Here is a 22,506-nt window from a genome sequence, read left to right as displayed (position 1 = left end):
TGAAGCATGGGCTCCCAGACTGGCCGCAAACATCCAGACGATGTCGATCCCTCCGATCGTGGTGATGGCCGCCCGCTCAGGGTGGCGATGGCAATGGAGCCGGCTGATGGGAGGCCTGGGTCCTGCTGATGCTGATGGGAACTACTGCCGCCCGATCAGTGATCATCTCGAGGCAGAACGACCCGACCAAGCGCAGCTGAGGGGCCGCTCAGAACAGCAGCGGCCCCATCTGATCATCGGCCGCAGCTGTCCATGGGCCCATCGCACCTGGCTGGTGCATCGCCTGAGGGGCCTGGGAGACAGCCTGACCGTGCTCATGGCGACGGCTGATCACCGCGCCGGACGCTGGCAACTGGATCCGGCCTGGCTCGGCTGCAGCAGCCTGCTGGACCTCTACAGAGCCTGCTTGGCACCACCAAGTCATCGGGCCACGGTGCCGGCGCTGGTGGATCCCCAGGGACCACGCATCCTCGGAAACGAAAGTGCACAGCTGGTGGAGCTGCTGAACCGATGGCCCGCCTCCGAGGATGCTCCGGACCTCGATCCTCCTGATTTTCAGGAGATGATCCAGCGGTGGCAGACCCTGCTGCAGCCGGCGGTGAACGACGGTGTCTACCGCTGCGGTTTCGCCCGGGGCCAGCAGGCTTACGACCGTGCTGAAACAGCGCTGTTCGAGGCTCTGGAACAGGTGGAGCAGGCGCTGGCGGAGAGGGGTCCGTGGCTGTGCGGCGAGACCCTGACCCTGGCAGATGTCCGACTCTTCCCGACGTTGATCCGTTGGGAACTGGTCTATTCCCCTCTCTTCGGCTGCAGCCGGAGACCCCTCTGGCAGTTTCCGCATCTATGGGCCTGGCGCAGGCGCTTCCACGACCTGCCCGGAGTGGCTGAAACCTGCGATGCCAAGGCCTGGCGTCAGGATTATTTCGGAGCCCTGTTTCCTCTCAATCCCGGGGGCATCGTTCCAGCCGGCCCGGAGCTGAGCACACTGGTGAACAGCACCATCCCTGAGGCATGAGCACGGCCGACCCCCAGTTCGACGGTGTCTACGGCCCGTACACGATCAACGAGCAGGATCGCCGGGAGGTGCAGCGCTACCGCATCGCCCTTCTGATCTCGGGCCTGGCGATGAGCGGAGGAGTGCTGCATTGTTGGGCCCTCGGCGGATCCTGGGCCTGGCTGTGGCTGCTGCCCCTGACCGCCGGGATCGGTCTGGCACTAAAGTGGATTCACATCTATCTGAGGCCGTTGCACCGCGCACTCCAGCTGTTCTGGTTGCTGGGATGTGTCGGATGGGGGGTCTTGCTGATCACAGCGGGACCTGCTGATGCCCTCGCCACACTGGCCGGCAGGCCGCTCTGGATCCTGGCCATCGGGCCACTCTTCGCGGCCCTGGCCGGAATCGGCTTCAAGGAATTCTTCTGCTTCCAGAGACCGGAGGCGATCGGCCTCACGCTGCTGCTTCCCCTGGCGTTGCTGGGCCGTCTCGTCGGTCTGCTCAGCGACGAATCCGGGCTGGTGCTGGTGGGTGTTGCCGGCCTGCTTCTGGTCGTGCTGGCTCTGCGGAAATTTGGCATCGAAGCCGCTGCGGATGTCGGCGACAAGAGCGTCTTTGCTTACCTGGACGGTCAGCTGCCTGCCGGGACCTCGTGAGTCTGATCAGCCTGGTGGGGGCCGGAAAGGATTTCGGCATCCGCACCCTGTTCGCTGAGCTGGATCTCCACATCGGGGAGGGGGAGAGACTCGGACTGATCGGCCCGAACGGAGCGGGCAAATCAACGCTGCTGAAGGTGCTGGCCGGCCAGGAACCCCTCGGAGATGGGGAACGGCGTTGCTCACCGCGGCTGCGGGTGGAGCTGGTGGGTCAGGACAGCCGCGTCACACCCGGACTCACGGTTCTGGAGCAGGTGCTGCAGGGGTGTGGTGCCAAACGGGATCTGCTGCTTCGTTTCAGCGCCCTCAGTGAGGCCGTGGCAGCGGATCCCGATAATCAAGCGCTGCTGGCGGAGCTGGGCGACCTGAGCCAGCGGATGGATGAGGAAGAGGCCTGGAGCCTGGAGCAGCAATGCCGCGAAGTGCTCCAGAAACTTGGGATCAGCGACCTGCAGAAGCCGGTGGAAGCTCTCTCCGGTGGCTACCGCAAACGGGTCGGACTGGCCTCAGCCCTGGTGGCCAGCCCGGACGTGCTGCTTCTGGATGAACCGACCAACCACCTGGACGCCACAGCGGTGGAGTGGCTCCAGAGCTGGTTGGACCGTTATCCAGGAGCCCTGGTGCTGGTCACGCACGATCGCTACGTGCTCGATCGCATCACCCGTCGGATGGTGGAGGTGTCCCGGGGCCGGGCGCGCACCTACCAGGGCAACTACAGCACCTATCTGCAGCACAAGGCCGAAGAGGAGGCATCCGAAGCCGCCTCGGCAGCCAAGTTCAAGGGGGTGCTGAGGCGGGAGCTGGCCTGGCTGCGCCAGGGCCCGAAAGCACGCAGCACGAAGCAGAAGGCTCGCCTGCAGCGCATCGAAACCATGCGTGAAGAACAACCGGTGCAGGCCCGGGGAAAACTGGAGATGACCAGCGTCAGCCGACGCATCGGCAAGCTGGTGATCGAAGCCGAGGGACTGGGGGTCACCACCGACAGCAGTGCCGAAGGCCGGAGGCTTCTGGATGACTTCACCTACAGCTTCAGCCCCGAGGACCGGGTGGGGATCATCGGCCCGAACGGCAGCGGCAAATCCACGCTGCTGGATTTGATCGCCGGGCGCCGCAGTGCCACCCACGGCTCCCTGCGCCTTGGGGAAACCGTCCACATCGGCTATCTGGACCAGCACACCGAGGCATTCACCAAGGGCAAGGGAATGGAGCGCAAGGTGATCGAATTCGTGGAGGAGGCTGCCAGCCGCATCGACCTCGGAGGCGAGCAGCTCACCGCCTCTCAGCTGCTGGAGCGGTTTCTGTTTCCACCAGCGCAGCAGCACAGCCCCCTGGCCAAACTCTCCGGGGGCGAGCGGCGGCGTCTGACCCTTTGCCGGATGCTGATCCAGGCTCCGAATGTGCTGCTGCTCGATGAGCCCACCAACGATCTGGATGTGCAGACGCTGAGCGTTCTGGAGGACTTTCTCGAAGACTTCCGCGGTTGCGTGATCGTGGTCTCCCACGACCGCTATTTCCTCGACCGCACGGTGGACCGTCTGTTCTGTTTCGAAGCCGGCCGGCTGCAGCGCTTCGAAGGCAACTACTCGGAATTCCTCGACCAGCAGCGGCAGCAGGAGCGACAGCAGACCAGTGCCGCAGTTCCTTCATCCCGAAAAGACTCCAGGGACAAAGGTGACGAGGAGAAGCCCCGTCGCCGCAGCTTCAAGGAATCGAAGGAACTGGCGTTGCTGGATCAGCAGCTCCCTGAACTGGAGACCAAGCGGGCGGCCCTGGAACGGGAGCTGACCTGTGAGGGATCCGAGGTGGCCAGGCTCAGCATCGAGCTCGCCGAACTGATCAGCAGCATCGAACAGGCGGAGGAACGCTGGCTTGAGCTGAGCGAACTGAGGCCCTGATCTCACAGGGCCAGGGCGGCGATGTCAGGGAACTGCCGCAAACGAAAACGACTTCACTCACCTCTGAGATGGGTCGTAATGTGGTGAGCGGCATCGGGGAGATTCCATGAAATCCATCGACGAGCACATCAACAAGGACAAGTCCGAGATCGAAGCGGCCAAAGCCGCAGGCGATGAGGCCAAGGTCCGTCACCTCGAAGATGAACTCCACTCGCTCGAGGAGTACAAGGAGCATCACCCCGAGGACTCCCACGACCCGACGTCCTTGGAGCTCCATTGCGAGGCCAATCCGGACGCCGATGAGTGCCGGGTCTACGACGACTGATCAGACAGGTCGAACCACGAGGAGATCTGCGAATCAGATCTCCTCGTTGAAGTCCGAAGGGCTGCCGGTAAGGCTACAGACCACAGACTCTTCGTTCTTCATGGCCTTCACCTCAGCGATTGGGCGCCCCATGCGGCGCAGTACATCGATCTCTTGTTGGGTCTGACAACGGGCGATGATCTCGCCATTGTCGTCAAAGCAGGTGTAAAAAGTCATCACGGCTGTTGGATGCCAACTTCGTTATGGCGAGGAGTGAGCGGCCTCACAAGTTCAGATGTGCCGGCCGACACGGAGCCTCAGATCCCCAGTTCGCGCCAGACGCGCGCCAGCAGAGCATCGAGATTGCTCCCCATCGCTGCTGAGACGCACAAAACGGAACGACCGCTGGCCCCTTCGAGGTCACCGACCAGTTCAGCCAATTGATCGTCCGAAACAAGTTCCTGTTTGTTCAGCACCAGGATGCGGGGTCGTTCCACGAGCCCATGGCCATAAGCCTCCAGCTCGTTCTCCACCACCCGCAGATCGCCGATCGGATCGTCTGCCCCAGCATCAACCAGATGAATCAGCAATCGGGTGCGCTCGATGTGGCGCAGGAAGTCGTGGCCAAGCCCGGCTCCCTGCGCGGCACCGGCGATGAGTCCTGGGATGTCAGCGAAGACAGTTCCATCACCGCTCGGTCGTCGCACGACCCCGAGATTCGGGACCAGGGTGGTGAATGGATAGTCGGCGATTTTGGGGCGGGCGGCTGACACCACCGCGATCAGGGTGCTTTTGCCGGCATTCGGCAGGCCGATGATGCCGACCTCGGCCAGCAGTTTGAGCTCAAGCTGAAGCGGCCACTCCTCTCCATCGCGACCCTCGGTGAATTTCTCGGGAGCGCGATTGCGGTTGCTCAGGTAATGAGCATTGCCCAGCCCTCCGCGCCCGCCGAAAGCGACCACCAGCCGTTCACCGGCGTTGATCAGATCGCCGAGCAGGATTCCAGTGGTGAGATGTCGCACTTCCGTCCCGCACGGGACCTTCACCACCAGTTCACGCCCTGAGGCCCCGGTGCACTTGTTCGGTCCACCGCGCCGGCCGTCGTCGGCAGCGAACAGACGCTTGTATTTGAAGTCCAGCAGAGTCTGGAGATTGGCGTCGGCCTCCAGCACGACATGTCCGCCGTGACCGCCATCGCCGCCGGAAGGTCCACCTGCCGGCACATACTTCTCGCGTCGGAAGGCCGCGATCCCGTCGCCGCCGCGGCCACCTCGAGCCGTGAGCCGTGCCTGATCGATGAACTGCACGGTGGCGCCGGGTGGGTCGAATCCACAACCCTAGGATCAGGTGGCTGCAGTCCCAACGCTTGGCCGGCGTCCGATTCGAAGCCCTCTGCAAGAGCTACCCAGGCCGACGAGGGGGCCGTCCCGTCGACGTGATCCGAAGCCTTGATCTGATGATCGAGGACGGTGAATTTCTCGTGCTTGTCGGACCTTCTGGCTGCGGCAAAAGCACGCTTCTTCGTCTTCTGGCAGGACTTGAACTCCCCTCCGCCGGAGAGATCCTGATCGGTGATCGACCCGTCAGCAGGGTGCGGCCGGCCCAACGGGATGTGGCCATGGTGTTTCAGAGCTACGCGCTCTATCCGCATCTGAGCGTCCGGGACAACCTCAGCTTCGGGCTGCGACGCAGCCACTCTCTGCCGCCACTGCTGCGTCTGCAGGATCAGCTGCACCGAAGTGCTCGCCACCTGCCGCCCTCCCTGCAGGTGCCCAGTCCCCGCGAGCGACGCATCGAAACGCGCGTGGGGGAGGTGGCTGAGTCGCTGGAGCTGACGGACTTGCTGGATCGATTGCCGAAGGAACTCTCCGGTGGCCAGAAACAGCGGGTCGCTCTGGGACGTGCGATGGCCCGGCAACCAAAGGTCTTTCTGATGGACGAGCCGCTCAGCAATCTCGATGCCAAGCTGCGCAACAGCACCCGGACCCGCATCGTCGAGCTGCAGAAACAGCTGGGTACCACGACGCTGTATGTGACTCACGATCAGGTCGAAGCGATGACGATGGGTCATCGCATCGCCGTGCTGAATCAGGGATACCTGCAGCAGCTGGGAACTCCCATGGAGTTGTACCGATGGCCCTCGAATCTGTTCGTCGCCCAGTTCATCGGCAGCCCGCCGATGGCCCTGCTGCCGGTAACGGTGGCACCCGCAGCCACCCTGCTGCTGGAGGATCGCCGACTGCCGGTGGAGGGGCCGATGGCCGAGGCACTCCCTGCACTGGAGGGGCAGGTGCTCACGGCAGGGCTGCGGCCGGAAGGCTGGAGGGTCGCCCCCTCCACCAATCGCAACCTGCCGGCGGAGATCCGTCATGTCGAAGTGCTGGGCAACGAGCAGCTGATCACCTGTCAGCTGCTCCATGGCGGTCACCTGGTGACGGTGCGCACCGAGGCGGACCTTGCGGTGATCGTGGGAGGAAGGCTGCACCTGGATCCCGATCCCCAGGGCTGGCGGCTGTTTGACGCCGAAGGCGATGCCATCTGCCCACCAGAGCCTGCCCGGAGCTCACCCGAAGAGCCACAGCTTCCCCGTCTCTGAAGGCTCCCTCAGCGCAGCCAGACCACGCTGCAGCCCGGTCCACCATCGCCCTGATCCGCATCGGTGACGCGTTCCACGTAGGGCACCGTGTCCAGCCAGGCCCGCAGGCCGCGCTTCAGCTTCCCGGTCCCGATCCCGTGGATCACCCAGACGGCACCGGACGCCGAGCGCAGGTGCTCCTCCACGGCAGCCTCCGCTTCATGAACCCGAAGCCCACGGACATCCACCGTATTGCGCGACGTGCGCACCTGACCGCCGCCTCCTGAAGGCGTCCGGGCTTTCACCTTCACCACCGCCTCCGGCGGCTCCGGCTTGCGGCCATCGAGACTTTCCACCGCCGCCAGCTCCACGGTGCTGCGCATCACGCCGCAACGCACGGTGAGCTGCAAGCCATCGTCTGACATCTCCAGCACATCAGCAGCCTTCCCGAGAGCCAGCAGACGGATGCGGTCCCCCACCTGGGGCCGCCAACCAGCGTGCGCCCGGCGCTCCGGTTCAGGCCGATGACGGTCCTCCAGCTTGCGCAGGCGCTGGCCGGCCCGCCGGGCCGTCTCACCATCAGCCTGGCCGTCCCTCAGCCGACGGATCAGGGTGCGCACCTCCTTCTGACCGTCACGGATCGAACGCTCCAGACGCTGCCGGCCCTGCTCCTGGCGCTCCGCTGACTGCTGTTTCTGCTGCTGCCAGCGCTGCAGCAACTCCTCATGCAGCAGCTCGGTGCGGGCCAGCAGTGCCGCGGCGTCCTCCGCCGCGGCCTGCTGGCGTTGCCGTTGCTCCTCAAGACCGCGGATGACACTGTTGACCTCTCCATCTCCGGCTGGCGCGAGCAGCTCCTGGGCCTGATCCAGCACCTGCCGGTCCAGGCCCAGCCGGGTTGCGATCGCCAGGGCATTGCTGCGCCCGGGGATGCCCCACAGCAATTCATAGGTGGGTGAAAGCGTCTCAGGGTTGAAAGCCACCGAGGCGTTCTCAAAGCGGCCATCGCCGTACTTGAGTGCCTTCAGTTCACCGAAGTGGGTGGTGGCGATCGTGAGCCGGGCCCGATCCGCGAGAGCCTTCAGCAAGGCCGTCGCCAGGGCGGTGCCCTCGCTGGGGTCGGTGCCTGCCCCCACCTCATCGAGAAGCACCAGAGCCGGGGCGGGCCCCTGCTGCAATGCGTCCAGGATCCGACCGATCCGCTTCACATGGCCGCTGAAGGTGGAGAGGCTCTGCTGCAAGGACTGCTCATCACCGATGTCCGCCAGCACCTGAGCGCACCACGGCAGCGACGGCTGACCGGAACAGGGAAGCAGCATGCCCGCGCGGGCCATCAGGGCCGCCAGACCGATGCTCTTCAGGGTCACGGTCTTGCCGCCGGTGTTGGGACCAGTGATTGCAACGACCCGCAGCTCTTCAGACACCTCCACCGAGATCGGCACCACAGCCGGGCCTTCGTCATGCTTCTCCTGCCAAACCAGCAGGGGGTGGCGCAGATTCTCCAGCCGGAACGGCGCCTCCGGCCGGTCCTCCAGCTGGGGCACCGATCCTCCCAGCCAGCGACCGTAACGGCCTCGAGCCAGCGCCAGGTCCAGCCGAAGCAGCACTCCATTGAGAACGTTGAGCGGCTGCTCCTGCTCCGCCACCCGCTCGCTCAGCTCAGCCAGGACCCGCAGCTCCTCCTCACGGATCCGGGCCTCGATGTCCACCAGCCGGTTGCCGATGGCGAGCACGGAACGGGGTTCCACGAACAGGGTGCTGCCCGAGGCCGAACTGTCATGCACCTGCCCTGGCACCTGTCCCACCGCTCCGGCCTTGACCGCCAGCACAGGACGCCCGTGGCGTTGTGCGATCACCGTGTCCTGCAGCAACGGACCGAGACGCCGCAGCAGATCCTGCAACTTGTCGCGGCGCTCCTGCCGCAGACCGTCCCATTGCCGCCGCAGGCCCGCCAGGGGAGCGCTGGCACGGTCGGCCACACGTCCCCCCTCCTCGAGAGCGAACTTCAGCCGCTGCTCCAGCTCCGGCAGGGTCACCATCGCAGCGATCAGATCGCTGCAGGCCGGTCGAAGCTCCGGTTCATCGATCTGCCGCCGAAGCCGTCGTGCCGTTGCCAGGGTCTCCGCCACCGCCAGCAGCTCCTCCCCGGATGCGGTGCCGCCTTTGCTGCAACGCAGCACAACCGGCCGCAGATCCCGTACGCCTCGGAAGCTGATCCCTCCCTCGCTCAGATCATCGAGGGTCACCAGTTCCACGGTCTCCTTCAGAGCCGTTCGACTTTGGGCAAGGCCAGCCGGCAGCGGCAGAGACCGTGCAGCAACGCGTCCCATCGCCGTGGACGCGAACACGGAGAGGTGCTCGCACACCCGCGGCCACTCCAGGAGCCCGAGCGTCTCCTGCAGAGCACGATCCCGCTCGACGGGGGGGTCAGCTGCAGTTGGAAGGAATGCCACCGGGGGGTTCATAAAGCATCTCCAGCCAGTTGCCGTCTGGATCCTTCAGGTAGAAGGAAGCCGTGCCATCGCGGTGGTCATGCACAGACCCCACGAACACACCGGACTGCTGAAGCTGTTGATGGATCTGATCCACGTCGTCGCGGTCACGGAAGTGGAAGGCGAAGTGGGGGCCGGCAGCCTTGTAATCCGGACCCAGCAGGGCAAGCCCGTCGCGCCCTGGCCCTGCCTCGAGATAACACCAGTCGTCCGCTTTCCACACAAGGCGCATGCCCAGCCCCTCGTAAAAGGCCACGGCACGGGTGACGTCCTGGACGCGGATGGCCACATGGCCGAGACGATCCACCGATGCCATCAGGGGAAGCTCACTGAAGGGTCATTCTGAAGAGTGATGTGACCGAACCGTCGGCAGGTCAGCCGCCCTTCAGCCAGCCGGCCGCATCGCAGGCGTGGTACGTGAGGATCAGATCAGCTCCGGCCCGCTTGAAGCTCAGCAGCGTTTCCAGCACCACAGCCCGTTCATCGATCCAGCCACGTTCGGCAGCGGCCTTGACCATCGAGTATTCGCCGCTGACGTTGTAGGCGGCAATCGGCAGCTCCGACTCCTGCCGCAGCCGATGAATGATGTCGAGGTAGGCCAGACCCGGCTTCACCATCATGATGTCGGCGCCCTCCTGCTCGTCGAGCTGGGCTTCCGTGATCGCTTCCCGGGCATTGGCGGGATCCATCTGGTAGGTGTCTTTGTTCTTCGGGATCGGTTTGCTGCCCGCAGCCCTTGGGGCAGAGTCCAGCGCCTCCCGGAAGGGCCCGTAATACGCGGACGAGTATTTGGCGGTGTAACTGATGATGCCCACCTGATCGAAACCCTCGTCATCGAGAGCTTCCCGGATGGCTCCGACGCGCCCGTCCATCATGTCGCTGGGTCCGATCAGATCCGCGCCTGCTGCCGCCTGCACCACGGCCTGCTGACAGAGCTGCTCGATCGTCTCATCGTTGAGCACGATGCCCTGCTCGCTCACGATGCCGTCATGGCCGTCGCAGGAATAGGGGTCCAGGGCGACATCGGTCATGATCGCCATCTCCGGCACATCTCCCTTGAGCTGACGGATCGCCCGTGGGATCAGACCGTTCTCGTTGAAGCACTCAGCCCCGTCCTCGGTCTTCAATCCCTCGGCCACCTTCGGAAACAGCACAACGCAGCGGACGCCGAGATCCCAGGCCCGTTGCACCTCCCCGCTGAGCTGCTCCAAACTCCAACGGTTCGCTCCCGGCATGGCGCCGATCGGTTCAACACCTACCCCTTCGTGCACGAACAGGGGGTAAATGAAATCAGCCGCCGACAGACTTGTTTCTCGCACCATGGCTCGAAGAGCGGGAGTGCGACGCAGACGTCGGGGGCGGTAGGTGAGCTCCATCTGACCCGGGAACCAGCCGTCGATCGTAGGGCTGGGGGGGCTGTGTTCAGAGGCTGGCGGACTTCAGCCAGCTGCGCCGTGGATCCTCCGACCGAAGCACGCGCAGCTGCTCGAGCAGACGGCGCTCCTCATCCGACCACTGGCCCGGCAGTTCCAGCACCAGCGAAAACAGGAGATCTCCCCGCCCGCTCCGGCCGGGCCATCCCTTGTTACGCAACCGCAGGCTGCGGCCGGGAGGAGTTCCGGGAGGGATCGTCATCTTGGCTTCGCCATCCGGGGTCATCACCGGCACCGTGCCGCCGAGGGCGAGTTCATCGAGGCTCACGGGCAGGTCTGCGCGCAGCTGATCTCCATCGAGACGCCAGACGGGATGATCCGCCACGGAAAGATTCAGGTAGAGATCACCTCGGCGTCCTGTCCCCGGCTGGAGGTTGCCCTTTCCCTTCAGCCGCAGTCGCGATCCGGTGCGGACACCTGCAGGAATGCGCACCTGAACCCTTTCATCATTGACTGAGAGTGTCCGCTCCGTGCCGCGGAACGCCTCCAGAAAACCGATGGAGACACTGGCCTCTGCGTCCAGGTTGATGGGCGAGCGCGTCGCCTGAGCACCCCGGGGAAATCCGGCTGCACCGGCAGGGCCACCGAAACGACCGAGCAGATCGTTGATGAAATCGTCAAAGTTTCCGTAGCGCCCGAAATCCACATCGAATCCGGCACCCGGGGCACCGCCTCCCATGCCCCCGGCACCGGCCTGGCTCCAGTACTGGCCGAACTGCTCGTAGCGCTGACGCTTGTCTGGATCCGAGAGCACCTCATACGCCTCGCTGATCTCCTTGAACCGCGCTTCGGCTGACTTGTCTCCAGGATTCACATCGGGGTGGTACTGCCGCGCAAGCTTGCGGAAGGCGCGCTTGATCGCATCCGCGTCAGCGCTGCGCTCGACCCCGAGCACCTGGAAGTAATCCTTGTATCCACTGCCGGCCATGGCGGTGCGCCTGTCTCCCGACCATCCCAACAATCCTGACAGTGTCCCAAGCGACCGGTGTTCGGTGCGGGTTCACGATGGAGGGAAGCCCGAACGGCGACGATCGACCTAGCTTCTAAAAACTTGAGGTCCGATGGCATGACGCCGCGTGTGAAGACTCTGCTGGCCGGCATGGCGCTCGGGCTGAGTTTCAGCACCACCCCGCTGGACGCCAAGGAATGGAGCGGAACCATCGGTGAGCCCCTCCGCGATTCGAGCGCGCAGGCCCTGCAGCTCGTCGACCATCTGCGCGGCATCGGAGCCCGCTTCTTCGGGGCCTGGACGTGCCCTGCCTGCTTCCGCCAGATGAATCTGTTCGGCAAGCAGGCCGGTGCCGAGATGCCCTACGTGGAATGCCGCAAGCCTGAAACCCTCCCCACACAGGCAGAAGCCTGCCGAGAAGCGGGGATCCGCGCTTATCCGACCTGGGTTCTCTCGGATGGTCAACGGCGCGAGGGCGTCCAGTCTCTCGAGGCCCTGAGCACCTGGACCGGACTGCGCTGAGATGGCGCTGATCCACGGTCTGCATCGACGCAATCTGCGGGGGGATCTGCTCGGTGGTGTCACCGCAGCCGTGGTCGCACTGCCGCTGGCCCTTGCCTTCGGTAACGCAGCGCTCGGACCGGGCGGAGCGATCTACGGCCTGTACGGAGCCATCGTCGCCGGCTTCCTCGCGGCCCTGTTCGGCGGCACACCCGCTCAGGTGAGCGGACCCACCGGGCCGATGAGCGTCACGGTGGCAGGTGTGGTGTCAAGCCTTGCCGCGGTGGGGGTCTCCAGAGATCTCTCCGCCGGCGAAATGCTGCCGCTCGTGATGGCTGCCGTGGTGCTCGGAGGTCTCTTCGAGGCACTTCTGGGCGTTCTGCGCCTCGGTCGCTACATCACGCTGGTGCCCTACTCCGTGGTGTCCGGCTTCATGTCGGGGATCGGCGCCATCATCCTTGTGCTTCAGCTGGGGCCTTTCATCGGGGTGAGCACCCGCGGCGGAGTCGTGGAGTCTCTCGGCACCCTGCTGTCTGACCCGACGCCGAACCCCGCCGCCATCGCCGTCGGGCTGATGACGCTGGCCGTGGTGTTTCTCACGCCGGCACGCATCAGGGCATGGATCCCTTCGCCTCTGCTGGCCCTGCTGGTCGTGACGCCGCTGTCGCTGCTCCTGTTCAGCGACGACCGGCTAAGGGATCTGGACCTCGAGCCTCTGACGCGGATCGGGACGATTCCCGATGGTGGCCTGCGTCCGGTGATGCCTGATTTCAGTCGTCATCTTCCCGAACTGGTGAAGGCAGGCCTGGTGCTGGCCCTGCTGGGGGCGATCGACTCGCTGCTGACCTCGCTGGTGGCCGACAACATCACCCAGACCAATCACGACTCCAACCGGGAGCTGATCGGCCAGGGGATCGCGAACTCCGCAGCCGGTTTCCTGTCAGGGCTGCCTGGAGCAGGGGCCACGATGCGCACGGTGATCAACATCAAATCCGGCGGAGAGACACCGATCTCCGGGATGACCCACTCACTTGTCCTGCTGCTGGTGCTGCTGGGGGCGGGGTCGCTTGCGGCAGAGATTCCCACCGCTCTGCTGGCAGGGATCCTGATCAAGGTTGGACTGGACATCATCGATTGGGGCTTCCTGCTGCGGGCCCACCGGCTGTCCACCAAAACAGCGGTTCTGATGCACGGCGTGCTGCTCATGACTGTCTTCTGGGACCTGATCTGGGGGGTGCTGGTCGGGATGTTCGTCGCCAATCTGCTCACCGTCGACTCCATCACCCAGGCCCAGCTCGCTGGGATGGATGAGGACAATCCCCACGACGGGGAGGCGACACTGCCCTCGGACCTCTCTGAGCAGGAGAAAAACGGCATCCGTCGCTGCGGCGATGCTCTGATGCTGTTCCGGCTGCGGGGACCGATGAGTTTCGGAGCCGCCAAGGGGATCAGCGCCCGGATGGGACTGATCAGGAACTACAAGGTGTTGATCCTGGACATCAGTGAAGTCCCGCGCATGGGGGTGACGGCCTCCCTGGCGATCGAACGGATGGTCAAAGAGGCTGAGTCCCTCGGTCGGCTCGCGATCGTCGCGGGTGCCAATGAACGGCTACGGGCAAGGCTGATGGCCTTCGGCATCAACGCGCCCATGACCGATCGCCGTGAGGCGCTCCGACGCGCCGAAGAATTCATCGCTCCGACGCATTGAATTCTCAATCAAACGTTCGAATCAACTCCGGTGAGTGACACCCGGGGAGTGCATTCTCACCTCTTCAGGCTTCGCAAGGCTGCCTTCCAGGGCAAGTGATTCGGCTTCGGCCAACACCTCCAGACGTTCCATCACCAGCTCGCGTGACCAGCGGGCCTCCGCCAGGGTCCAGTAGATCCCGAAATGACGGGCCTCACTGTTCAGCAGATCTGCGTAAAGCGCTCGCAGCTCAGGATCCGGGCTGTGCTCTGCCAGCAGGGCCATGCGCTCATGGGATCGGGCTTCGATCAAACCCGCCACCAGAAATGAATCCAGCATCCGCTGGGGTTCACCGCGGCGGATATGGCCTGACAAGGCAGCTCCATACCCAGCCGAGGGCAACGGTTCCAGATAACGACCTCTGGATTTGATCAGGGTCAGAACCTGCTCGAAATGCTCCAGCTCCTCTCTCGCCAGAGGGCTGAGCACCTCCCCGAGACCTGGCTCGCAGAGATAGCGGAACATCATTTGAACAGCGGATCCCGCTGCCTTGCGCTCGCAGTGGGCATGGTCGATCAGCACCTCCATCGGCCTGGCATTGGCCTGGTCCACCCAGCTCCAACTCGTGGGGGCCGCCAACCAACGAATCGACTGAATGCTCTTGTCCGGAATCGCGACGGTCATGAGCTGGTGGTGCGCAGATGATTCAGCAACCCCTGCAAGGCCAGGCTGTAGCTCCCGGAACCGAACCCCATCACCACACCGACGGCCCGATCGGCCAGCAGGGAGCGATGGCGAAAGGGTTCCCGGGCATGGGTGTTGCTGAGATGCAGCTCCACATAGGGGATCGCGACCCCCAGCAGGGCATCCCGCAGAGCGATCGAGGTGTGGGTGTAGGCCCCGGCATTGATCAGGATGCCCTGGCTCCTCCCCATGGCCTGGTGGACCTTCTCCACCAGGGCCCCCTCGAAATTGCTCTGAAAGCAGTCCAAGGTCACGTCGGCCGCCTGCGCTTCGGCCTGCAGGTTCTCCTCGATCGACGCCAGGGTGCCGCTTCCATAAATTCCCGGCTCCCGCTGGCCCAGCAGATTCAGATTGGGTCCGTTCAGCAGCAGCAGATGCATGGGGCTTCAGCCCGGAACTGTTGACGTGATCGTATCGATCCGGTCGGGAGCGACACACCGGCTGGTAAGTTCATGCGGTGTGGTTCGGGTCGGTGCCCGAGTGGTTAATGGGGGCGGACTGTAAATCCGCTGGCTCTGCCTACGTTGGTTCAAATCCAACCCGGCCCACCTTCCACATGCCCTTGTAGCTCAGCGGTAGAGCACTCCCTTGGTAAGGGAGAGGTCACGAGTTCAAGTCTCGTCAAGGGCTTTCACTCCCCGTCACCACCACGGCTGATTGGCAGCCCAGGGCATCAGGGGTGGCGTTCAGGCCGTTCGATGACCAGATGATGGTCCCGCTCCGGATGTGATCGGAAAGGGGCAGGTGCTGCTCGCGGCTGCGGTTGATCACCACCTGCAGGCTGTCTGTCTGACCGAGCAGACCGTCGCTGCCGAGACTGCTCCAGATGAGACAGCCCTCCCGGATGGCCGACTGGTGCGTCCGCAGTGCGGCCAAGTCCCGGATCAGCGACTGAAGCGCCTCACAGCGGGGCCGGTTCCAGGGGAACCCTTCCCGACAGCCGGGTTCTGGCCCACCCGCCAGGGCGGCCTCGGTTCCGTAATAGACGCAGGGAGCTCCGGGCTGGAGGAACAGGAGAACCAGGGCAAGCTTCAACGCTGCGACATCGCCCTGGAGGCTGTGGAGAGCTCTGGGTACATCGTGGCTGTCCAGCAGGTTCATCTGAGCCCGGGTGACCTCTGGCCGATACCAGCCTGCGGTGGTGTCCCAGATCCCGATCAGCTGCTCTGTGCTCAGGGGGTCTAGCGGATACTCGGGGTTGCGGTAGTCCCGACGCAGGTGATCACCCGCCACCCAGCAGAGAGTGCTCCAGCCGAGGCGGTAGTTCATCACCCCATCGAAGTGCTCTCCCTGCAGCCAGGCTCTGGCGTCCCCCCAGATCTCACCGACAATCCAGGCGTCCGGGTTCACCTCCCGCACCACACGGCGGAACTCGACCCAGAAATCCGCCGGGACCTCCGCCGGCACATCCAGCCTCCAGCCGTCGATGCCGCGCTCGATCCAGTGCCGTCCCACGGCGAGCAGATGGTCCCGGACGCCGGGATCCGCGTGGTTGAACTTCGGCAGATCCGGAACGGCCCACCAGCAGTCGTAACCGCAGTCCATGCCCTCTTCGGGATAGGGACGCACGGGCCAGCTGTGCACATGGAACCAGTCGCGATAGGGCGAGTTCTGCCCGTTTTCCACCAGATGGTGGAAAGCCCAGAAGCCCCGACCGCAATGGTTGAAGACACCGTCCAGCACCAGACGCATGCCGCGCTGGTGAACGGCGGCGATCAGGGCATCGAGGGCAGCGTCCCCCCCCAGCAAGGGATCAACCGTCAGGTAGTCGTACGCGTGATAGCGATGATTCGCCGCCGAACTGAAGATCGGCGTCAGGTACAGACAGGTGACACCCATGCCCTGAAGTTCCTCCAGCGCCTCGATCACCCCGTAGAGGTCACCCCCCTGAAACCCCTGTTCCGCAGGGTCGTTTCCCCAGGGTTTGAGCGAAAGCGAGCGCTGGGCCACAACCCTGCCGCTGCGGCGGAAACGGTCAGGAAAGATCTGATAAAGCACCGCATTCGACACCCACTCGGGCGGATCGTTGAAGGCGACCGCACCTCCCATAACCTTTGCAGGCGGCGGTCTCCTCGCTAGCAGGGGAGAAACGGAACGGCCATGGCGGATCAGCCTCTCCTGTTGGCCCTGGATCAGGGCACCAGCAGCTCCAGGGCTGCACTGTTCACTGCGTCAGGGGCGCTGGTGGCCAGTGCCAGCGCCCCTCTGCCGATTCACTACCCCGCGGATGGCTGGGTGGAGCAGGACCCGCAGTCGATCTGGAACAGTCAGCGGCAGGCCCTGATCGATCTGCACAACGCCCTCAGCGAAGAGCAGCGGCAGGCTGTGGTCACCTGCGGCATCACCAACCAGCGCGAAACCACCGTGCTCTGGAGGCGCAGCAGCGGCGCCCCCTGCGGCCCTGCCCTGGTCTGGCAGGACGGGCGCACCGCCGACCTCTGTCGTCAGTGGAAGCAGGAGGGACTGGAGCAGGAATGGTGTCACCGCACCGGCCTGCTGCTCGACCCATACTTCAGCGCCAGCAAGATCCGCTGGATGCTGACGCACCACGAGGACGCCGCTGCTGCCGCTGCCGCCGGGGACCTCTGTTTCGGGACCGTTGAATCCTGGCTGCTCTGGAATCTCAGCGGCGGCCGTCATGGCTCCGACGTGAGCAATGCAAGCCGAACCCTGCTGATGGACCTGGAGCAGCGCTGCTGGGTCGAGCCGTTCTGCGATCACGCTGGCCTGCCGATGGCCTCGCTGCCGGAGCTGCTGCCCTGCCGCGGCGACTTCGGACAGATCCGCGAGGGACTCCCCTTCGCAGGACTACCGATCCAGGCGCTGCTGGGGGATCAGCAGGCCGCCACGCTGGGGCAGCTCTGCCTCGAACCTGGGGAAGGCAAGTGCACCTACGGCACGGGAGCCTTCCTGGTGATCAACACCGGCGAGCGCATCCGTCGTTCCGATGCCGGCCTGCTCAGCACCCTGGGCTGGACGGACGCCGCCGGGACACCCACGTACTGCCTCGAGGGGAGCCTGTTCAATGCGGGCACCGTCGTCCAGTGGCTGCGGGACGGCCTACAGATCATCGACAGCGCTGATGCGGTGAACCGCCTGGCCATGGAGGTGCCCGATTCCGGCGGCGTAATGCTTGTGCCGGCATTCACCGGCTGGGGGACCCCGCACTGGGACCCGCAGGCCCGGGGCCTGATGGTGGGTCTGACCCGCGACAGCAGCCGTGGCCACATTGCCCGGGCCGCTCTGGAAGGCATCGCGCTCTCCGTGGCGACCCTGGTGGAGCTGGCGGAGAACGCCCTCGGCAAAAGCCTCGGGGAGCTGGCTGTGGATGGGGGAGCCGCCGCCTCCGATCCGCTGCTGCAGGCCCAGGCGGACAGCACCGGACTGACGGTGCGGCGGCCGGCCAGCCTGGAGAGCACTGCCCGCGGAGTCGCCCTGTTCGCCGGTCTTCAGGCCGGCGTGGTGACGGACCTGCACGATCTTGCTCAACAGCGCAGCGAAGGAGCCGATCGATTCGAGCCGCAGATCGACACATCCGCCCGCACGGCCTGGCGACGGCGCTGGAATGACGCCGTGACCCGCAGCCTTGGCTGGCATGGCTGACCCAACCTTCGATCTGCTGGTGATCGGTGCCGGCGCAAGCGGTGCCAGCGTGGCCTACGAAGCCGTGCGCCGCGGTCTGTCCGTGGCGCTTCTGGATGCAGGCGACATCGGTGGCGGCACCAGCTGCCGCAGCACGAAACTGCTGCATGGAGGCGTGCGCTATCTGGAGCTCGCCTTCAAGACAGCCGATCTGGCGCAGCTCCGACTGGTGCGGGAAGCCCTGCTGGAACGTGGCCACTGGCTGCGGGAAGCCCCCTTCCTGGCCCATCGTCTCGAGCTGGCCCTTCCCACCGGGACCCTGTGGGGGCAGGCCTATTACCGCGTCGGTCTCGGGATGTACGACGCGCTCGCCGGCCGCCAGAACATCGGATCCAGTCGTCTCCTGGGGCGTCGCCAGCTGGAGCGGACCCTGCCAGGGCTGAAAGCCTGTCAAGGTGCCGTCGCTTACAGCGACGGCCAGTTCGATGACGCGCGTCTGAACCTGTTGCTGGCGCTGACCGCCGCACAGGGAGGAGCCGAGTTGCGCAGCCACTGCAGCGTGGTGGAGCTTGAGCAGGGAAGCGATGGCCGTCTCTGCAGTGCCGTCAGTGAGTCCAGAGACGGCGTGCGGGAGCGGTGGAGGGCGCGGGTGATTGTGAATGCCACCGGCATCGGGTCGGATGGCATCCGCCGGATGGCGGATGTGTCAGCCGCACCCCGCATGCTCACCAGCCGCGGCAGCCACATCGTGCTGAAGGAGCAACTCTGCCCGGCAGGCCTGGGGCTGCTGGTGCCATCCACGGATGACGGCCGGGTTCTGTTCATGCTTCCTTTCTTCGGGCGCACCCTGGTGGGGACCACCGACGAAGCCTGTCCTCAGGCGATGGCGACCCATCCCACCGATGCCGAGCAGGGGTATCTGCTCGATTACGTCCGACGCTGGTTCCCTGGGAGCTCGGCAACGGTGACGAGCCGCTGGGCGGGCGGCCGCCCTCTGCTGAAGCCCGCCGGGGCTGGACTGGACAGCAGCCGGGTGGTGCGGGAGCACGAGGTGGAGACCCTGCCCTGCGGACTGGTGAGCGTGATGGGCGGCAAGTGGACCACATGCCGCCCGATGGCGCTCGACACGCTTGAGGCTGTGGAACAGCAGCTAGGAGCTCCGCTGTCCCCACCCCAGCCCCTGCCCCTGATCGGGGCGGCAGAGACCGCCGACGGCACCGCACAGGGGCTTGAACAGCAGCGGCAGGAGCTGGAGGCCCTGCTCGAGGATGCCCCTGGGCGCAACGAGCAGATCGCTCATCTGCAGGGAAGTCACGGCCTGAACGCCAAGGCTCTGATCGAGAGCGCCCCCGCCGCCGATCGCGTTCCGCTCAGCCAGGTGATTCCGCTCTGCGCAGCAGAGATCCACCATGCGATCCGCCATGAACACGCCCGCGATGTCGACGATGTGCTGAGCCGGCGCTGCCGACTGGCCATGGTGGATCAGGCGGAGGCACAGCGGTTGAAGCCGCAGGTCGAGCAGGCCCTCGATGGAGCCGGAATCAACCCTGCGGCATGAAGGGCTCGGACTCCACCTCCGCGGCGACCTCGGCATCCACCTCACCGATCAACCACCAGTTGAAGCCGTAGGCCGGCAGATACACGAACCAGCTGCTGGAGGCCTCGGGGAACTCGCAGCCCCACATCACCTCCCGGGTGCGCTCCCCGTCCCAGTCGGAGAGGTCGAGGCTGATCGATGCCCCTGCAGCCGTGACATTGCCGGCCACCAGAACGGTCATCGCCTCGGTGGATCGCACATAGACGATCACGCCCGGATGAGCACAGGAGAGCAGGCGGAAGCCACCGCTGCGCAGGGCCGGAAGCAGCCGCCGGCAGGTGAGCATCCGCCGGTGCCAGTTCAGCAGTGATCCCGGCAACTGCTTCTGCACCTCCACATTCACCACCCGGTAGTCGTAACCAGGGGCCGTGATGGGGGGCAGCACGAGCAGAGGATCGGGAGCCGTGGAGAAGCCACCGTTGCGGGCGGGCGTCCAGGCCATCGGAGTGCGGTTGGGGTCTCGATCCCGCAATCCCGGCCAGTCCCCCATCCCCAGCTCATCGCCGTAATAGAGACACGGCATGCCCGGCATGCTGTAGAGGAGCCCGTGGAGAAGCCTGTTCGATCGAGGGTCGCCGTTGAGCAGGGGCGCCAGGCGCCGATTGATACCCCAGTTCAACCAGTGCCCCTGCCCTTGCGGCAGTCCGACCCGGATGGTCTGGATCACCTCATCCGGGATCAGATGACCATCCCCCAGCCAGAGCTCATCGTGATTGCGCAAAGGCAGAGCCCATCGGCATCCCGCCACGGCATCCTGCGCCTCCTGCAGACACTGCCCGAGGGTGCGGACACTGCCGCTGGCCACGGCCGCGAACAGGTGGGCCGTGAGAGCGAAGTTGAAGGCACCGTGCAGCTCGTTCTCAGCCAGATAGGGAGCTGCCTCCTGCACCGGCTGAATCGCCTCCCCGAGCAGAAGGATCTCGCGGCCATGGGAATCGACCCGCTCGCGCAGACGCTGAAGAAAGGCATGGGTCTCCGGCAGCCCCTCGCAGCGGGTGCCCTCCGCTTCGCAGAGGAACGGCACGGCATCCAGCCGGAACCCGTCAACGCCCCGCTCCAGCCAGAAGTCCACCACCTCCAGCATCCGCTCCTGCACCCAGGGGTTGGCGTAGTTGAGGTCGGGCTGATGACGGAGGAAGCGATGCAGGTAGTACTGCTCGGCAACCGGGTCCCATTCCCAGTTGGAGGCTTCGAAGTGACGGAACAGAACCGGGGCGTCGGCGTAGCGCCTCGGGTCATCGCTCCACACATAGACATTCCGCTCGGGGCTGTCCTTCGCAGCCCAGCGCGCCCTCTGGAACCAGGGATGGAGATCACTGGTGTGATTCAGCACCAGATCGAGGATCACCTGCATGCCCTGACCATGGGCAGCGGTGAGGAACCGATGGAAGGAGGCGAGATCACCCAGATCCGGATGGATGTCGTTGAAGGCGGTGATGTCGTAGCCGCCGTCCCGCAGGGGTGAGGGGTACACCGGCGTCAGCCAGAGCGTCTTCACGCCAAGCCATCGCAGGTATGGCAAACGGCTTGCCAACCCCTTGAAATCTCCGATGCCATCGCCGTTGCCATCGGCGTAGCTCCGAACGATCAGTTGATAGATGACGGTGCCGGACCACCAGGGCTGGGCTGCGTCCATCCCCCGGACACTGCTGAACCACTGCTAGACCCGATTGGCCTGTTCGTCAGCCCTGTGCCCCTGACTTCTGCCCATCTGGAGTCGATGCGTGACCTGGTCGGGTGTGGCCGGAGTCGGCCGATCGCCTGGAGACAGACGCAGCTGAAGCAGCTCCGATCCCTTGTGATGAGCCATGAGCAGGAGGTGATCACCGCCCTGGCCAGCGATCTCGGCAAGCCTCCGACGGAGGCGTTCTTCGAAGTGGTCGCCCTGCTCCAGGAGCTGAAGCTGACCGAACGGAAGCTCCGCCAGTGGATGCGTCCCCGCCGGGTGACGGTGCCGCTGGCCCAGCGACCTGGCCAGGCCTCCGTTGTGTCCGAGCCCCTCGGATGCGTGCTGATCATCGGTCCCTGGAACTACCCCTTCTCCCTGACCCTTCAGCCGCTGATCAGCGCCCTTGCCGCCGGCAACACCGCCGTTCTCAAACCCTCCGAACATGCCCCGGCCGTGGCGGACCTGATCGCCCGGCTGATTCCACTTCACTTCGAGCCTGAAGTGGTGCGTGTGGAACAGGGGGATGGGGCCGTCGCCGCCGCTTTGGTGGCCATGCCCTTCGATCACATCTTCTTCACCGGCGGCGGCACGATCGGAAGCCGGGTCCTGTCAGGGGCCGCCGCGAATCTCACTCCCGTGACCCTGGAGCTGGGGGGCAAAAGCCCGGCGATCGTGCTTCCGGGAGCTGATCTGGAGGTGAGCGCCAGGCGTCTGATCTGGGGCAAGGGGCTCAATGCCGGGCAGACCTGCATCGCACCTGACCATCTGCTCGTGGCGGACGGCCTGCGGGAGCCGCTGCTGGCAGCGATGACGGAGGCACGCCAGGAGATGTACGGCGAGGCGCCGCTGCGTTCCGATCAGCTGGGGCACATCGTCAATGACCGCCAGTTCCAGCGGCTGGAAAGCCTGCTGGAAGGAGCCCGGGCGGCTGGACGGATCCTCCTGGGCGGCGAGGTGAACCGGGATGAGCGCCGCATCGCCCCAACCGTGATTCGCGTGGAGAACCGGCAGGACCCGCTGATGGCTGACGAGGTCTTCGGTCCGCTGCTGCCTCTTCTGGATCTCGGCGACCTGAACAGCACCCTTGCCGAGATCCGACGAGGCCCCAAACCGCTAGCGCTGTATGTCTTCGGAGGCAGTGATGAGCAGCAGCAGCATGTGCTGAACACCACAAGCTCGGGAGGCGTGTGCATCAACGATGTGGTGATGCAGGCCGGGGTCCCCGACATGCCCTTCGGGGGCGTCGGTGGCAGTGGCATGGGCAGTTATCACGGCCAGAGCGGTTTCGACACCTTCAGCCATCGCAAAGCCGTGCTGCGACGCCCCTTCCGGTTTGATTTCAAGGTGCGCTATCCCCCCTACAAGCTGGACCTGAGCGTGCTCAGACGTCTGGCCGGCTGAAGGGAATGATGGGTTGACATCCCTTCCGCA

Annotated in this window: 20 protein-coding genes and 2 tRNA genes; 12 read left to right on the top strand and 10 right to left on the bottom strand. The window is 65.1% G+C overall.

Translation table 11 applies throughout. The features are described 5' to 3' along the window. Positions 1–40: 40 nt before the first annotated feature. From SynA15127_RS02765 to SynA15127_RS02750, 4 genes are all read left to right on the top strand, one after another. Positions 41–1,015, top strand: a complete 975-nt coding sequence (locus SynA15127_RS02765) for a glutathione S-transferase C-terminal domain-containing protein (RefSeq protein WP_186484913.1) — start codon at positions 41–43, stop codon at positions 1,013–1,015. Beyond that, entirely contained in the window at positions 1,012–1,650 is a 639-nt protein-coding gene (locus SynA15127_RS02760) for a DUF2301 domain-containing membrane protein (RefSeq protein ID WP_186484912.1), read from the top strand. The genes SynA15127_RS02765 and SynA15127_RS02760 overlap by 4 nt, the downstream gene beginning before the upstream one ends. Then, positions 1,647–3,545 (top strand): ABC-F family ATP-binding cassette domain-containing protein, encoded by a 1,899-nt coding sequence (locus SynA15127_RS02755; RefSeq protein WP_186484911.1) that lies wholly within the window; start codon positions 1,647–1,649, stop codon positions 3,543–3,545. The genes SynA15127_RS02760 and SynA15127_RS02755 overlap by 4 nt, the downstream gene beginning before the upstream one ends. Positions 3,546–3,651: 106 nt before the next feature. Next, a complete protein-coding gene (locus SynA15127_RS02750; RefSeq protein ID WP_043695220.1) occupies positions 3,652–3,870 on the top strand; it encodes a Calvin cycle protein CP12 in 219 nt (72 codons plus the stop codon). A gap of 33 nt (positions 3,871–3,903) precedes the next feature. Here the strand turns inward: SynA15127_RS02750 and SynA15127_RS02745 are convergent, their stop codons facing one another. Next, the gene (locus SynA15127_RS02745) at positions 3,904–4,086 is read right to left on the bottom strand and encodes a hypothetical protein (protein WP_186484910.1); all 183 of its coding nucleotides are present in this window, start codon (positions 4,084–4,086) and stop codon (positions 3,904–3,906) included. Between the two features lie 80 nt (positions 4,087–4,166). After that, positions 4,167–5,156 (bottom strand): Obg family GTPase CgtA, encoded by a 990-nt coding sequence (gene cgtA, locus SynA15127_RS02740; protein WP_186484909.1) that lies wholly within the window; start codon positions 5,154–5,156, stop codon positions 4,167–4,169. A gap of 59 nt (positions 5,157–5,215) precedes the next feature. Here cgtA and SynA15127_RS02735 point away from each other — a divergent pair, with 59 nt between their 5' ends. After that, the gene (locus SynA15127_RS02735; protein WP_186484908.1) at positions 5,216–6,445 is read left to right on the top strand and encodes an ABC transporter ATP-binding protein; all 1,230 of its coding nucleotides are present in this window, start codon (positions 5,216–5,218) and stop codon (positions 6,443–6,445) included. Positions 6,446–6,453: 8 nt separating this feature from the next. On the opposite strand, the gene SynA15127_RS02730 is transcribed toward SynA15127_RS02735, so the two are convergent. Genes SynA15127_RS02730 through SynA15127_RS02715 form a run of 4 tightly spaced genes read right to left on the bottom strand, consistent with a single transcriptional unit; the run spans position 6,454 to position 11,274 of the window. Then, on the bottom strand, positions 6,454–8,886 hold the full coding sequence (locus tag SynA15127_RS02730; RefSeq protein WP_186484907.1) for an endonuclease MutS2: 2,433 nt from the start codon (positions 8,884–8,886) through the stop codon (positions 6,454–6,456). Continuing rightward, positions 8,849–9,229 (bottom strand): VOC family protein, encoded by a 381-nt coding sequence (locus SynA15127_RS02725; protein WP_043695205.1) that lies wholly within the window; start codon positions 9,227–9,229, stop codon positions 8,849–8,851. Before SynA15127_RS02725 ends, SynA15127_RS02730 begins: the two co-directional genes overlap by 38 nt. A gap of 58 nt (positions 9,230–9,287) precedes the next feature. After that, positions 9,288–10,289: a porphobilinogen synthase gene (gene hemB / locus SynA15127_RS02720; RefSeq protein WP_186484906.1), complete on the bottom strand. Its 1,002-nt coding sequence runs from the start codon at positions 10,287–10,289 to the stop codon at positions 9,288–9,290. 46 nt (positions 10,290–10,335) lie between these two features. Continuing rightward, complete coding sequence (locus tag SynA15127_RS02715) at positions 10,336–11,274, bottom strand: DnaJ C-terminal domain-containing protein (protein ID WP_186485540.1); 939 nt, start codon at positions 11,272–11,274, stop codon at positions 10,336–10,338. 138 nt (positions 11,275–11,412) lie between these two features. On the opposite strand from SynA15127_RS02715, the gene SynA15127_RS02710 reads away from it, so the two are divergent. Together SynA15127_RS02710 and SynA15127_RS02705 are read left to right on the top strand one after the other, a co-directional pair. Then, on the top strand, positions 11,413–11,817 hold the full coding sequence (locus SynA15127_RS02710; RefSeq protein WP_255475549.1) for a vitamin K epoxide reductase: 405 nt from the start codon (positions 11,413–11,415) through the stop codon (positions 11,815–11,817). Position 11,818: 1 nt separating this feature from the next. After that, positions 11,819–13,504 carry a SulP family inorganic anion transporter gene (locus tag SynA15127_RS02705; RefSeq protein ID WP_186484905.1) on the top strand — a complete coding sequence of 562 codons (1,686 nt, stop codon included), beginning with the start codon at positions 11,819–11,821 and terminating at the stop codon, positions 13,502–13,504. A 21-nt stretch (positions 13,505–13,525) separates the two neighbouring features. Here the strand turns inward: SynA15127_RS02705 and SynA15127_RS02700 are convergent, their stop codons facing one another. Further along, entirely contained in the window at positions 13,526–14,167 is a 642-nt protein-coding gene (locus SynA15127_RS02700; RefSeq protein ID WP_186484904.1) for a tRNA-(ms[2]io[6]A)-hydroxylase, read from the bottom strand. After that, positions 14,164–14,607 carry a type II 3-dehydroquinate dehydratase gene (gene aroQ / locus SynA15127_RS02695; RefSeq protein ID WP_186484903.1) on the bottom strand — a complete coding sequence of 148 codons (444 nt, stop codon included), beginning with the start codon at positions 14,605–14,607 and terminating at the stop codon, positions 14,164–14,166. The genes SynA15127_RS02700 and aroQ overlap by 4 nt, the downstream gene beginning before the upstream one ends. An 86-nt stretch (positions 14,608–14,693) precedes the next feature. On the opposite strand from aroQ, the gene SynA15127_RS02690 reads away from it, so the two are divergent. Both SynA15127_RS02690 and SynA15127_RS02685 read left to right on the top strand, forming a co-directional pair. Then, positions 14,694–14,775, top strand: a tRNA-Tyr gene (locus tag SynA15127_RS02690). A gap of 10 nt (positions 14,776–14,785) precedes the next feature. Further along, positions 14,786–14,857, top strand: a tRNA-Thr gene (locus SynA15127_RS02685). Here SynA15127_RS02685 and SynA15127_RS02680 read toward each other — a convergent pair. Then, entirely contained in the window at positions 14,849–16,276 is a 1,428-nt protein-coding gene (locus SynA15127_RS02680; protein WP_186484902.1) for a glycoside hydrolase family 13 protein, read from the bottom strand. The two genes, SynA15127_RS02685 and SynA15127_RS02680, sit on opposite strands and share 9 nt — an antisense overlap. A gap of 51 nt (positions 16,277–16,327) precedes the next feature. On the opposite strand from SynA15127_RS02680, the gene glpK reads away from it, so the two are divergent. Both glpK and SynA15127_RS02670 read left to right on the top strand, forming a co-directional pair. Beyond that, on the top strand, positions 16,328–17,830 hold the full coding sequence (gene glpK, locus SynA15127_RS02675; RefSeq protein WP_186484901.1) for a glycerol kinase GlpK: 1,503 nt from the start codon (positions 16,328–16,330) through the stop codon (positions 17,828–17,830). Next, on the top strand, positions 17,823–19,367 hold the full coding sequence (locus SynA15127_RS02670) for a glycerol-3-phosphate dehydrogenase/oxidase (RefSeq protein ID WP_186484900.1): 1,545 nt from the start codon (positions 17,823–17,825) through the stop codon (positions 19,365–19,367). The genes glpK and SynA15127_RS02670 overlap by 8 nt, the downstream gene beginning before the upstream one ends. On the opposite strand, the gene SynA15127_RS02665 is transcribed toward SynA15127_RS02670, so the two are convergent. After that, on the bottom strand, positions 19,351–21,042 hold the full coding sequence (locus tag SynA15127_RS02665) for an alpha-amylase family protein (protein ID WP_043695180.1): 1,692 nt from the start codon (positions 21,040–21,042) through the stop codon (positions 19,351–19,353). The genes SynA15127_RS02670 and SynA15127_RS02665 overlap by 17 nt on opposite strands. Before the next feature lie 84 nt (positions 21,043–21,126). Here SynA15127_RS02665 and SynA15127_RS02660 point away from each other — a divergent pair, with 84 nt between their 5' ends. After that, positions 21,127–22,476 (top strand): aldehyde dehydrogenase family protein, encoded by a 1,350-nt coding sequence (locus SynA15127_RS02660; protein ID WP_186484899.1) that lies wholly within the window; start codon positions 21,127–21,129, stop codon positions 22,474–22,476. Positions 22,477–22,506: the final 30 nt, after the last annotated feature.

This window comes from Synechococcus sp. A15-127 (genome assembly GCF_014280215.1).
GTDB lineage: Bacteria > Cyanobacteriota > Cyanobacteriia > PCC-6307 > Cyanobiaceae > Parasynechococcus.
Note: the sequence above shows the minus strand (reverse complement) of the source record. Positions and strands in the feature narration are given on the sequence as shown.